Below are 13820 nucleotides of genomic sequence, written 5' to 3'. Positions count from 1 at the left end.
ATGCGTTGCGCACTGCATCCTTCAGCGTCGATTGAAATCCCTGCGTTATCATACGCACACGAGTGATTAAACTCTCACAATTCAATCGAACAAATCAAGGCGGCACGTAACAATCCTGTTCCACGCTGTCATGCGTGGCAGAAGGCACTGCACATTCAGTGGAATCTCATAATCACTAAATGCAGTAGCACTTGCGCAGCTTTGGACCATGCCCAAAGTCCGCGGGAACCCAGACTGTAGAACCATGCTCAAGTGGCTCAAGAATATGCGAGGAACGACTGGCGAGAACTGGCGTAAGGCTCAGCACCCTGTTGGCGAGTTGGAATACTTGTGGTCCAGCTTTCACGCACTGGATTCCCTGAAGCCCGATGTGGCGGACAGAATCATGAACTTCATCGTCCTGGGTGGCGATGACTCCGTACTGAAGGAGATATCCAGCATGCCTGCCGCGAGCGGCGCCCTGGGGCTCAGGAGCCGGAGTGACTCAGGTCGCGAGGTGACGGAAAGGGATCTTTTCTTCTCCTCCACCACCATCAGTGAACCCGAATTGCACTGGCGCCTGGGACTCGTGTTGCATGCGGCTTCACTCACGGGCCGCCGGGTCGATATCGCCCCGGGACTTCTGGTCGGCGCGGATTTCCTGGACTCCTACATCTGGGAGGCCACCCAATGCAACGGGTACAGCTATCCCCGCAGACCGAAGACTCCCAAGCTCAGTGCTCCCGAATTTGAGAGGATGCTGGAACTTAATGGCAATCCTGCTTCCAAGCTCGTCCGAGCCGCGTTGTTCATTGATCCCAGCACTCATGGATGGCTTTCGCATTCAGGTTCGCTGTTCACTTCGATCAAAGGCTTCCACGATGCGCTGGTCCGCCATCTGAATGAGGTACGAGCATGCCTGGCTCATGCGGATCACCGGGCCAAGACGCATGCAATCGGCGTGCTTCAGGGTGCACTGTTCTCACCAAAGCATGTACCGGATACCGCGGTGAAGCTTGCCGTGGATTCCTCCAAGGTGGTGCGCGAAGCAGCGCAGGCATGGATCGACAGGGACCCGAAGTCTGTCGTGCCGCAACTACAGCAGGTGGTGGAGGCCGGTTCGCCGGAGGAGCGCCTCCATGCAGTCCGACTTTTCGCGAGAATCGGTGGTGAGGGCGCCCAAGCCGTTTTGCAAGAGAGACTCCCTGCGGAGAAATCCAAAAAAGTCGCAGAACTCATCGAGTCCATTCTCCGCCCACCATCCGAAGCCGACCTTGCTGCGGAGACGTCGTCCACCGAACTCCCAGCGCTCCCGTCGCTTCCCGATGTGATGGCGGATCAGGCGCTCGATGCCTCCATACTGGAAGAACTCCATACGATCATTGAGAAGACCAATGTCACATGGGCATCCCTCTGGGAGCGTCAGAAGTCTCAGTCGTGGGCACCAAAGAAGCCGCCGCATATCCAGCCAGCATCCGCGAAGGAGTGGTTCGCTCTTTTGCAGAACCTGGATTCCAATTCCAGGATCCAGCACGCGGTGCCGCACAGCGGGATGGGAGGCCGGGAACTGCTGGAGGAATTTGCCGCGCACCCGAAGCTCAGGCTGGTGCATGTCCTGCGCTGGTGCACCATCATGCAGGGCGGGAGCTTCCATCACATGCCCAGTGGACATCTGGGACTGGTCTCGGCCTGCCTCACTGCCCGTATCCTGAAGCATGGTCCCATCGACTACCGCGAGCTGGCGGAAGTGTGCCACCGCCTGGGATTTGATTCCGACTGGATTGGACAAGGCTGGTTGCAGGCCGACCCTTATTTCAAGAATATGTTCAATGCGGAGCCGCCGGAGTTCGTCTGGAGTTACTTCGCGGAACGGCTGACCATGCTGGAGGAAGCGCTGGGCTGGAAACATGCCTCCAATCCGAGCACGCAGCCAGACTACTGGGCTGCCACCAGGCGCTCGAATGCCTGGCGCGCGCTGGCAGGCTTCCCCACACCACCTCCCTCCTTTCTTGATCGGATGTGGGAGACAGCGCTCAGCGCCGGCAAGACAGAGCGTCCGCTGGTGCAGGAAGCCCTGCTGCGCGCGCCCAATCGTGATGCGCGTATCATCGCAGCCCTGAGCTCGGGTCTGCAGGACCAGCGTACCGCAGCAGCAGAGTGGCTCGGCCGCATCAAGGCGGAGGTGGCCATTCCTGCACTGCGCACAGCCGTGGCCAGGGAGAAGCATGATGTTCCCAAGGCTGCCATGATCGGCGCACTTGAGCGGCTGGGTGTGTCACCGGATGAATTCCTGGATCGCAAGGGACTGCAGGCGGAGGCCGTCAAGCTATTGGGCAAGGGCATCCCTGCCGCCCTGCAATGGTTCCCCTTCGCCCAGCTTCCCGTAGTGCATTGGGCTGACAATGGTGAAGTGGTCGCGCCGGAGATCCTCAAGGGCTGGCTGGCGCAGTCCTGCAAACTCAAGCAGCCTGAGCCTGGCGCCCTGCTGCGACGCTATGCACAGAGCTTCCGCCCGGAGGATCGCGCCGCACTTGGAGAGTATGTGCTGGACGCATGGATGGCGGAAGATGTGATGCCAATCACGCGGCAGGAGGCTGAGAAAAGCGCGATGAATCTCGCGCAGACGTTTCATCAATCAGCAATTCAATATCCACAGTACTATTCGGCATATCAGGGGAAATCACTGGAGCAAATCTACGCAAGCCTGCTGCCGAATCAGCTCGAGGCGCCCAGGGGATCCGCGACGGATTCCAAAGGCATCCTGGCGCTCGCGGCTGCGTGTGCAGGAACCAGCGCGGCTGAACCCGTCGCCCGTTATCTGAAAAAATGGTATGGCACACGCGTGCACCAGGCCAAGGCTCTGCTGCAAATGCTCGCGTGGGTGGATCATCCCAACGCCACACAAACACTGCTGGCCATCGGCACGCGCTTCCGCACGAAGAGTCTTCAAGAGGAGGCCACGAAACTGGCGCGCGAGATTGCCGAGCGGAAAGGCTGGTCCCTTGCAGAACTGGCGGACCGTACCATTCCCACAGCCGGGCTGGATGAGCAGGGATTGCTGGAACTCGACTACGGAGCGCGCCAGTTCCAAGCGAGATTGGATGCGGACCTCAATCTGACCCTCGCGGATCCCGACGGAAAAACCATCAAAAGCCTTCCGGAACCTCGCAAGGATGACCATGAAGAACTCGCGGCCGCGGCGAAGAAACAACTCGCAACCTCCCGCAAGGAGCTGAAACAGGTGCTCGAGCAGCAGCGGATGAATCTCTATGAAGCCATGTGTGTTGAGCGCGCCTGGGACTACGAGGATTGGGAGCCGTATCTGAATCGCCACCCCGTGGTGCGTCACTATTGCCAGCGCATCGTCTGGATGGCAAAGCGTGGCGAGGAGACCGTGTGGTTCCGCCCTCTGGCCGATGGCACACTCTCTGATGTGGAGGACAATGCGCTTACGCTGCAGCCCGATCATCGCATTTCCATCGGGCATCACACGACTACATCCCTGGAGAACGCAAAGGCCTGGATCCAGCACTTCGACGACTACGAGGTGACTCCCCTGTTCGAGCAGTTTGGCAGGAGCACTCCTGAGAGCACCTCCGATGGCAATGAGCGCCGCGAGTTGAAGGACTTCGAAGGCTGGCTGGTGGAAACCTTCAAGCTGCGCACCCGCGCCACCAAGCTGGGCTACACCCGCGGAGCCACGGGCGACGGTGGCTGGTTCAATGACTATGTGAAGCGCTTCACGACCACAGGCATCCGGGCTGTGGTCGAGTTCACAGGCAACAGTCTCCCGGAAGAAAACCGGACTGCTGCCATGCTGAAGCTCTCCTTCCACCGCGAAGATTCCTCCCCCGACCATAGTTACGGAAGTGTTGGTCTGCGCCTTAGCGAGGTCCCCACCGTGCTGCTCGCAGAATGCTGGAATGACTTCCGCCAGATGGCCGCCGAAGGCCCGGGCTATGACGCGGACTGGGCCAAGAAGAGCCAGTCTTAACTCTCAATTCCACGCCCTTTCCACGCACCATTCTTCTTCACCCCCATGTCCAAGATTCTCAAGCTTCTCGATGCCTTTGCCAAAGAAACCTACTCCAAGGACTGGCATCATCCCTCCATCAAACGATACATTGAGACCGGAGATGATGCACAGCTCGCAGCCATTCCCAAGATGCCCTATCGCAGTGGGTCCTGGCAACTGGCCTACGAGCTACCCGACCCGGACGCGTGGACTGAAGAAGCCGATCGTGTGCTGAAGTTTGCGGTTACCCGGAATGTCGAGAATCTGCTGACGACCTGGCTTGAGCGCTACTGCAGGTACACCAGTGCCAGGCCCGAACAGTTTGACGCCGCGGTGCAGAAGTACCGCTCCATGGGAATCAATGATGCTCAATTGCGGGAGTGGGTACTTCACTCGCGTCTGGTCGGGGAGGATGGCGCTCCCACACCCGCGGGCAGCCTGATGCTGGAGGGTGATGACAAAGAACTGGCTGCGAATCTGCGGCAGCAGAGGTTCAATGATGTCGGTCCCTTGCTCGCCCGCTCCGCTCCAGATCGCCTCGAACGCATGCTGGACGATCCCACCGTGCTCAAGCGAGGCGACTCCCTGCTATCCCGGATCGTGCATGCCAATGCACCGCGCTTTCACACAAGGGCGTTTGACTACTACAAGAGTCAGGGCAGCGCCAAAGACAACACCAGCATCCTGATGCAACTCGGCGAGAAGATGCCGGAGAAGTACCTCACATGGGCATGCGGTGAGCTGAAGACCCTGATGCGCGGCGAGTCCAAGCGGGAGAACTTTGCGGGAAGTGAAGACTACATGGGGCGCTCCATTTGCGAGTACCTGGTGAAACATCGCGATCCGGATGCGCTTCCGGTTTCAGAGGAGTGGATGGCAGGATACAACGAGAAGAATCCCTGGAACGCTCCCTTCCAGCGCGAACTCATTCTCAAAGCAGCCTCCGAAGTGTCTCCGGAAATGGTGCTGCCTCTCGCCGAGGCCTGCACGCGCTGTGGAGCGGGCAATGTCGTACTGATGGGACTCAAGTACTGGAAGCTGCATGGCACTGGTGACAGCGTCGATCGCTATCATGCTGCACTGCAGCGGCTCCTTGCCAATGCAGACAACAGCTCCGTGGTCTCGGGAATTTCAGAATGCCGGGAATGGGACATGCATCGCACCCAAGAAGACATCTGGCCCCTGATGCTACACAAGTCACGTCCCGTGCGCGGCGCCGCAGCACGCGCCCTGGCCACGCTGGGATACGCAGCCGCAGGCGCACGAGCGCTGAAACTCCTGGCCCACAAGAAAGCAGACATACGCCAGGCCGCGGTCTCCCTCCTCAGCCAGATCGGAGACGAAGAAGCCATGGCCAAACTGAAACAGCACATGGACCTCGAGGAGAATGACGACGTGCGCGATGCCATTCTCCTCGCTCTGGAGAACAGCGGTGGCGGCTCCGCATTGACGCCTGAGGAACTCGCCGAACGTGTGGCCAAGACACTCTCCAAGATCAAGGGCCCACCCGTGGCCTGGATCGATCCAGCGGCCCCCTCACTGACGCGAACCGATGGAAACAGCCTGTCGAAAGATGAGGTCTTGTATCTCCTGACACGCCAGTCGCGCTGCAAGGAGATGCGCGCCGACCTGGAGGCCAAGCCGCTGTACGCCTCACTCGATCGCAAGGCCTGCGGCGAGACGGCCGTGAGCGTGGTGAAGGCCTTTCTTGGCAGCAAGCAAGATGCGGCAGACAGGTGGGTGCTGGCCTTCGCAGCCTTGATTGGGGATGACCGCATCGTTCCGCCCCTGACCAAGGCCATCCATGAATGGGCCGACAAGCAAAGAGGCAAGCTGGCCGAGTATGCCGCCCAGGCGCTCGCACTTCTGGCCACGGAGCCCGCGCTCATGGTGGTGGACAGTCTCAGCGTCCGCTATCGCAGCAAGAACAAGAATATCGGCCAGGCGGCCGCAGAAGCATTCGCCGCAGCAGCGGAAGCGCGCGGTGTGAGTGTGGAAGAATTAGGGGACCTCGTGGTGCCATGGCTGGGCTTTGAGGCCGGTTCACCGCGTCTCGTCACCGCGGGCAAGGGCAAAGTGGAAGTGAGCATCACGGACGACCTCAAACTGTCCTTCCGCGATACTGCCTCACGCAAGACCCTCTCCAAGCTGCCTTCCGGCACGGATGCTGCAACGCAAGCGGAGTTCAAAGAACTGGCAGCTACTCTGAGGGAAGCGGTGAAGGCACAGCTTCTGCGCATCGAGACCTTGCTGGTGCGTCAATTCCGCTGGCCCACGGAACGCTGGTGGGGACTCTACGCATCCCATCCGCTGCTGCTGCCCTTCGCGCACCGGTTGGTGTGGTCGTGGCGCGATGAAGACGGAGTACTCGCGAAGACATTCCGCCTTCTGGACGATGGCTCCCTCACCGATGTGGAGGACAACATGGTCTCCTTGCCACCTCGCGGGACCGTCTCTCTGGTGCATCCACTTGAGCTCGACGATGCGCAGCGACAGGCGTGGATCCAACACCTGGCGGACTACAACGTCGAGCCTCCTTTCTCACAACTTGATCGCCCTGTTGTGACGGTCAACGAAGAGGAGCGCGGCCTCAAGTTCGGCAAGCAGGTTGAGGGCACATCACTCAATGCCATGACATTCCGCAGCCGCTCGGAAAAGCTCGGCTGGACGCGGGGTTCAGTAGTCGATGGAGGCGGTGTCTCCTCCTACCGGAAGACCTTCTCCGGCGCCGGCATTGAGGCGTTCCTCCTGTTGGATGGCATGTACATCGGCATCAGCATGGATGAAAGCATCACGCTCGGGACCCTCAGCTTCGTGAAGGCCGGCACCGTGACGGTCGGAAGTTACATCTATGATGAACCCCACAAGGAGGATGACCCCCGGCTGCTTGCTTTCGGAGATGTACCTCCCGTACCATTTTCAGAAGTGATGGGGGACCTCACCAAGATCGCAGGAAAGACTGCTGACGCACCCACCGCAGAGGCCTAGCATCACCACACCACATCATGGCAGACAAGGACCACATCCAGCCTCCTGCAGAACACCGCTTTGCCAGGGAACTCGCCGCGCTCGCAGCCAATGACCCGGGTGCAAAACCAGTGAACTGGAATCTCTCTCCACAGACGGTGAGACAGTTCATCATCGGCTCCGACGGCGCTGCCCTCAGTCATGAGTGGGAGGGAAAGAAGACAAAAACGGTCATCACGAAAAAGTACTACGGTGACACCGCACTCATCGAGCGGTGCATCGTGACAGTGCTGGGCCAGCGTGGACTCATGCTGGTGGGTGAGCCGGGTACGGCGAAGTCCATGCTGTCCGAACTGCTCTCCGCGGCCATCAGCGGGGATTCTACTCTGGTGATCCAGGGGACCGCCGGCACCACGGATGACCACATCAAGTACTCGTGGAACTATGCACTGCTGCTCGCGGAAGGACCTTCCCAGCGGGCCCTGGTTCCATCCCCCCTGCACACAGCGATGAAGCGTGGAGGCCTGGTGCGCTTTGAGGAAATCACGCGCTGCCAGCCGGAAATCCAGGACACGATGGTGAGCGTCCTTTCGGACAAGGCCATGCACATCCCTGAACTGGGAGAGGACGCCGTGCTGCAAGCGCAGCGCGGATTCAATGTCATCGCCACGGCCAACCTCCGCGACCGCGGCGTGCACGAAATGTCCAGCGCGCTGAAGCGCCGGTTCAACTTCGAGACCGTGCCCGCGCTGGACGACAAGAAGCTGGAAATGGAACTGGTGCGACTTCAGGCAGAGACACTGCTCAGCGGCTCCGGCATCCAGGTGAAGTATCCGGAAGATGTGATGGAGGTGCTGGTGACCACCTTCCAGGACTTGCGCCAGGGCCGCACCGATGAAGGCACGGTGATCGAGAAGCCGAGCACTGTAATGTCCACGGCGGAAGCGGTCGCCGTGGCACACGCGGCAGCGCTTGATGCGCACTACTTTGGCAAAGGATCCGTAGAACCGGAACACCTTGCGAGGCAGCTCCTGGGCACCGCGCTGAAGGATAATCCAGATGATGCCAAAAAACTGCGCCACTATCTGGACGTGGTCGTGAAGGCGCGTGCCGCCAAAGGGCGAGCCTGGTCACAATTTCACAGCGCGCGCCGATGGCTGACTCGATGAGCAGCAGCACCTCCAGCAGAGCGACGCTGCAGGAGGTGCAGCGCGCCATGATCACACCCGAGGTGCTCTACTTTCCTGTGCGGCACCACAGTCCCGCGTGTGCGTGGCAATTGCGGCGATGGATTCGCGAGCACCGGCCACGCGCAGTGTTGGTGGAAGGACCGGACGATTTCACACCTTTGATCACACATCTGGTGGATGCGCGTTGTAAGCCGCCCGTGGCCATCTACACGCACTACCGCATGGGAGGAAAGGCAGCGAAGGCGGCCGACGAACGTTGCGCCTCCTACTTTCCCATGGCCGCCTATTCACCGGAGTGGGTGGCGCTCCGCGAGGGGCACGCCGTAGGTGCGGAGTTGCGCTTTATTGATCTCGACTATGCAAGCCAGCGCGGTGTGGAGCGGGAGGCAGCCGAGCATCCCGGCGCCTTGCACATCGAATCTCTCCAGGCAGAGCATCATTTCCAGCGCAGTGAAGCCCTGCGCTATCTGGCATCCCGCTGCGGATGCCGTGATCACGATGAGCTGTGGGATCACCTTATCGAGGTGCGTGGGTGGCAGTTGAGCGTGGAGCGGCTGGTGCAGGAAGTGGCCGCGTATTGCTGGCTCTCACGGAAAGACACTCCGCAAGAAGTGTTGGAAGCCGATGGCACCGCCGCACGCGAAGCAGTCATGGCAGCAGCTATTCGCGAGACCCTGGCCCGGAATGAGGAGGCCGGAGATCCACGACCGGTACTGGTGGTGACGGGTGGTTTCCACAGTGTCGTCCTGCCCGCCCTGGTAGCAGCCTCCCCCCGCGAGGCAAAGCGGCATGTGCCTGCCCAAAGCCATTCATGCCTCACCCGTTACACCTTCCCCCAACTCGACTCCCTCTCTGGCTATTCCGCGGGCATGCCACAGCCCGGCTACTACCAGGTCATGTGGGAGGCGCTGGAGCGTGCGGAAGGAGAGCCGCTGCATCACACCACTTTGCAATTGCTCGTGCAGCTTGGCCAGGCAGCACGCAGTCGTGACATGTCTGCATCCATATCCGTGGCGGATGAAATCGCCGCCATGGAGCAGGCCTCTCGACTGGCGCAATTGCGCGGCCACCCCGGCCCGTCCCGCGAAGATCTCTGGGACGCGATTCGCGGTTGCCTCGTCAAAGGCGAGCTCGGTGCTGACGGCGCCGCCATCATGGCACTCGCAAGCAAACTGCTCACGGGAGATGCGACCGGGAGTGTCCCACCCGACGCGGGAGTGCCGCCCCTGGTGGAGGACTTCCGCCGTGTGGCGACTGCCGCGAAGCTGCCCGTCGCATTTGGTTCCACGCAGAATCTGGCTCTCGAAATCTACAGCCGCGAGAATCACCGTGGCGTGAGCCGGTTTCTTCACTGCGTGGAATTTCTCTCCGTGCCCTATGGCTTGCGCCGGGCAGGCCCTGATTTCCTGCGCGGTGTGGAGGTGCGACGCGTCATTGAGCACTGGGACTGCCAGTGGACACCCCAGACGGAGAGCAAACTCATCGAGTGCTCCGCCTACGGCAGCTCGGTAGAAGAAGCTGCCTCAGCCAGGCTGCGCGCGGAGATGATGAAGCTGGATGACGAAGCAGCAGAGAGCGCCGCCGCAGGTGTCTCGCTCATCATCCGCGCCTGCCAGATGGGATTGAAAGCCGCCGCGGAAGAATGTGCGCAGCATCTCTCGGACTGGGTGGCTCAAGATGCCTCCTTCGTCTCGGTGTCCAGCGCGCTCAGCCAGCTCATGCTGCTCTGGCAGAGCCGAGAACCACTGGAGGCACAGCGTCTGACGATGCTGCCCGAACTCATGAGCACCGCGTATGCGCGCGCCTGCCAGCTCCTGGAGCACGCAGCGCAGGTGCCGGAGGATGGCGCTCCACCCGTGGTAGATGCCTGCCTTCTGCTCAACAGCCGCCTCGCGGCACAGACCAGGGAACTCCTATTGGATGCGGATCTCTTCTGGCAAGCAGCGGCCCGTGTGCTCGCCCAAGTTTCTACGCCACCACTGCTGCGCGGAGCGATTGCCGGCCTGCTGCATGCCACAGGCAGGATGGACACAGAGGCGCTGATCACGCTCACGCAGGGCGCGCTGTCACCCGCCGTGGATGATGGTGCCAGGCAGGTGAACTTCCTCGCGGGACTTCTGAAGACAGAACGGGAACTGGCCTGGCGTGAACCACGGCTGGCGGAAGCGGTCGAGGCGCTGTTCCAAACCTGGACGGAAGAGGAGTTCCTTCACCGGCTGCCCCACTTGCGATTGGCGTGGTCCGATCTGACGCCTCGCGAAACTGATCGCGTCGCAGCTCTCGTGGCCACCCGGCATGGTGTGGAGTCCCTGCAGCTTGCCCGCGTGCATCAATTTACGGAGGCGGACATGATGCAGGCGCTGCATACCACCGCCGCCGTGGAGCAGTCCCTGCGTGATGATGGCCTGGAAGCATGGCTCACCCCCCAATCCCAACCGATTCCCGCATGAGCAATACTGCCCTTGATCGCTGGCGACTGGTGCTGGGAAGGTTTTCCCAGCGTCAGCTTCCATCCGGCTTGTCCACACAACAGCAGCAGCGCATGGAGGCGGCGCTGGACTATCTCTACGCCCGTGAATATCGGGGCCGTGGTCTGCGCGAGGATCCGGGCACTTCACGTGAAGGCGGCAGCGGACCTCCGGAGTTTACCGTGCCCAGCTGGCTCTCTGAAGTGCGGGAACTCTTTCCCCGCGAGACGGTGGAGATCATCGAGAAGCATGCGCTCGATCGCTACGAGCTGAAGGAACTGGTCACGGACCCGGAGACACTCGCCAAGCTGGAGCCGAACATCGATCTGCTGAAGACTTTGCTCAGCTTCCGGGGGCACCTGCAGGGACAGGTGCTGGATCAAGCGCGCCGGATCATCCGCCATGTGGTGGAGGAGATCCGCAAGAAATGGGAGAGCGAAGTGCGCCAGGCACTCAGTGGGCGCCTCAACCGCTTCCGCCACAGTCCGCTGAAAGTGGCGCAAAATTTTGACTGGCGCGCCACCCTGCGCCGGAACCTGAAGCACTACGACCCCGCCAGGAAAGCCCTGGTGCTGCATGAACAGAAATTCTTTGCCAGGAACACGCAGCATCTGCCCTGGAATATCATCATGTGCGTCGACCAGAGCGGCTCCATGGCAGACAGCGTGATCCACAGCGCGGTCATGGCAGGCATCTTCGCCGGGCTGCCTTCGCTGCGTGTGAAGCTGGTCGTATTTGATACGGAGGTGGTGGATCTCTCGGAGCATGCAGATGATCCTGTGGAGGTGCTCATGAGTGTGCAACTCGGAGGCGGTACGGATATCGCGAAGGCGCTGCACTATTGTGAAACACTGATTGAGCAGCCTCGCCGCACCGTCCTCGTGCTGGTGAGCGATTTCATCGAGGGTGGGTCCGTGGTCCACATGCTGGCTGCGGTGAAGCGGATGAAGGAGTCTGGTGTCATCCCGCTGGGACTCGCAGCACTGGATGCCGAGGCAGTGCCGCAATACGATGCGCAAATGGCACAGCGCCTCGTGGATGTGGGCATGGAGGTGGCAGCCCTGACTCCGAAGCAGCTTGCTGGATGGCTCTCACGCATTGTCGCACTGAGGTAGATGGCATGAGCACCGAAGCCAGTATCCGCGGGTTGCATGCCTCACTCAGTATCGAGACGCTCGAAGCGCTCTCGAACAAGGGGCTGATGCGCCGCGCACAGAAGGACCTTGAGCGTGGCGAGGTGACCCATGCGGAATGGTCGGGCAACGTTCTGTTGCTGACCGTCAGCGGCCAGTGTGTGTCTCTCGTCGAGGCCGGCCCGGCAAAGGCCACCTGCACCTGCCCCGCAACGGGTGTATGCCAGCACATCCTCGCCGCCTGCCTCCACCTGATGCAACAGCCACCAGAAACGGCGGATGCGCAGCAACCTTCCGGAGGAGAACGCGCTCACGCGGAGTGGACGGCCCTGAGCGATGAGGACGTGATCGCGTACTACGGTATGCCGGACCTGCGCATCGCCCATGAGCTGGCCCACACTCAGGAGGTGACCTTCCACTTGGATGACGCTCTTGTGGTGACTTTCCCCGGGCTGAACGCCGAGGTGCGGGGTGTGCCTGGCGCGGGACTCAGCGGCATTATTGTACGTGGCCCTGCGGAGAAGCGGCATCGTCATTTCGCAGCTGCCGCAGTGCTGACGGTGCGTGCACGTGCTGGCATCAGATGGGCACCACCCGCGATCAAAAGCGATGCGACTACGAAAGCACCGGGGCACCGCGACAGCCTGCTGCGCACCGTCGCAGCGACGCTGGAGGAGATTCTGGGCGCAGGACTCGCGAGACTTCCCCCGGCCATGATAGAGCGCCTGGATGCGCTCTCTGTTTCGGCTCAAACGGCAGAACTACATCGGCTGAACCTTCTGCTGCAACGCTTGGCCTCACAGGCATGTGACTGGCAGCTGCGCCGCCCCCATGCCGACCTGAGCGAGATCTTTGAGAACATGGCCACCGCGTACGCCTTGGTTCAAGCTCTGATGACGAAACCGCAGGCGCATCTCACGGGAGTGGCCAGGGAGTCCTACGTGGAAGTCGGCGCGCTGAATCTGGTCGGCGTCGCAGCATGGCCATGGCGCACGCTATCTGGATACGAAGGTCTCACGCTTCTCCTGTGGGACCAGGGGAATGCCTCCTGGGCCACATGGTCGGAGGCACGTCCGCGTGCATTCCAAGGGATGTCGGGATTCAACGCGGTGGCGAGATACACACAAGCGGGCCCGTGGGAGGGTGCGGAATCACCAGCCCAAATCTCCCGCAGCCGGTTTCGGATTACCAAGGCGCGAAAAAACCGTTGGAGCCGCCTTTCCTCCTCCACACAAACGCGTGCCCTGGTGACCGGTGTCACCACACCGGCAGACCTTGGTGCACCTGTGATTGAGGATTGGGCCATGCTGGATGCTCTCCTGGACAAGGCCACGCCTCCCGGGCTCCGTGAGCGCGATCCACGCGCAGCTTTTCAAGTGGTGAAACCAGCTCAGTGGCTGAGACAACCCTTCGATCCCATCACCCAAAGCCTCTCATGGCTGCTGCGTGATACAGCAGGGGGACTGCTCGAACTGCATCTGACTTTCGATGAGCTGAACCAGCCCGCGATCGAGCGATTGGAGAAGCTCACCCCCCAAGATCTGGAAGGGGGCACACTGGTCGGACGATGCCAGCGCATCCACGGGAGGCTGCGACTCTTTCCCCTTGCGCTGATCTCTTCCACGAAAGTCACAGGATTCTTTTTCGCTGCACCGGCCACTACATCGCAACGTCCCGCGTCTACGCCCCAGCAGGCGCCCTCGAATACCGACGAGGTGGGACAGGAACAGCAGGAACTGGAACCGGAAGAAACTCCAAACCCTGTCCCCACCTCCGCCCTGACTCAGATCGTGCTCTCCGCCACGAGTTCCCTCGAATGGATGGCCGAGACGGGTCTGCAAAATCGCAACCATGAAGCACGATCACGACTCCAAGAGGCAGGCTTTTCCCTGGATAAACTGGGTGCCCGTTCTCTTGCACACCTCATCGACCTCGCCGCCACCAATCAGGAACCTTCCTCGCTGATGAAGCTCCGTTGGATGCTCCTCCTTGCAGAACGTTCCCTGGCGAAGTGATGGCGGAGACAATTGCCAGCTTGTCAGGCTGCGAGATTTTCTCCTATGATTCT

Annotated in this window: 6 protein-coding genes; all 6 read left to right on the top strand. The window is 60.9% G+C overall.

Annotated features, from left to right (window positions below; genetic code table 11):
• Positions 1-244 precede the first annotated feature (244 nt).
• From DES53_RS14530 to DES53_RS14505, 6 genes are read left to right on the top strand one after another with little or no spacing between them, the layout of a single operon-like run.
• A complete protein-coding gene (locus tag DES53_RS14530) occupies positions 245-3973 on the top strand; it encodes a DUF4132 domain-containing protein (protein ID WP_170157123.1) in 3729 nt (1242 codons plus the stop codon).
• 45 nt (positions 3974-4018) lie between these two features.
• On the top strand, positions 4019-6982 hold the full coding sequence (locus DES53_RS14525; protein WP_113958983.1) for a DUF4132 domain-containing protein: 2964 nt from the start codon (positions 4019-4021) through the stop codon (positions 6980-6982).
• A 17-nt stretch (positions 6983-6999) separates the two neighbouring features.
• Positions 7000-8130 carry an ATP-binding protein gene (locus DES53_RS14520; protein ID WP_113958982.1) on the top strand — a complete coding sequence of 377 codons (1131 nt, stop codon included), beginning with the start codon at positions 7000-7002 and terminating at the stop codon, positions 8128-8130.
• Complete coding sequence (locus DES53_RS14515; protein ID WP_113958981.1) at positions 8127-10601, top strand: DUF5682 family protein; 2475 nt, start codon at positions 8127-8129, stop codon at positions 10599-10601. Before DES53_RS14520 ends, DES53_RS14515 begins: the two co-directional genes overlap by 4 nt.
• Positions 10598-11734: a VWA domain-containing protein gene (locus DES53_RS14510; protein ID WP_113958980.1), complete on the top strand. Its 1137-nt coding sequence runs from the start codon at positions 10598-10600 to the stop codon at positions 11732-11734. Before DES53_RS14515 ends, DES53_RS14510 begins: the two co-directional genes overlap by 4 nt.
• A 5-nt stretch (positions 11735-11739) precedes the next feature.
• Entirely contained in the window at positions 11740-13767 is a 2028-nt protein-coding gene (locus DES53_RS14505) for an SWIM zinc finger family protein (protein ID WP_147263412.1), read from the top strand.
• Positions 13768-13820: the final 53 nt, after the last annotated feature.

The sequence above is a fragment of the Roseimicrobium gellanilyticum genome, assembly GCF_003315205.1.
Classification (GTDB): Bacteria; Verrucomicrobiota; Verrucomicrobiia; order Verrucomicrobiales; family Verrucomicrobiaceae; genus Roseimicrobium; species Roseimicrobium gellanilyticum.
The sequence above is the reverse complement of the archived record's forward strand: the minus strand, read 5'-3'. Positions and strand labels throughout refer to the sequence as shown.

What these genes read in the sequence shown, in the direction of transcription:
- DES53_RS14530 (WP_170157123.1), top strand. Translation starts at nt 245, where the DNA reads ATGCTCAAGTGGCTCAAGAATATGCGAGGAACGACTGGCGAGAACTGG.
- DES53_RS14525 (WP_113958983.1), top strand. Translation starts at nt 4,019, where the DNA reads ATGTCCAAGATTCTCAAGCTTCTCGATGCCTTTGCCAAAGAAACCTAC.
- DES53_RS14520 (WP_113958982.1), top strand. Translation starts at nt 7,000, where the DNA reads ATGGCAGACAAGGACCACATCCAGCCTCCTGCAGAACACCGCTTTGCC.
- DES53_RS14515 (WP_113958981.1), top strand. Translation starts at nt 8,127, where the DNA reads ATGAGCAGCAGCACCTCCAGCAGAGCGACGCTGCAGGAGGTGCAGCGC.
- DES53_RS14510 (WP_113958980.1), top strand. Translation starts at nt 10,598, where the DNA reads ATGAGCAATACTGCCCTTGATCGCTGGCGACTGGTGCTGGGAAGGTTT.
- DES53_RS14505 (WP_147263412.1), top strand. Translation starts at nt 11,740, where the DNA reads ATGAGCACCGAAGCCAGTATCCGCGGGTTGCATGCCTCACTCAGTATC.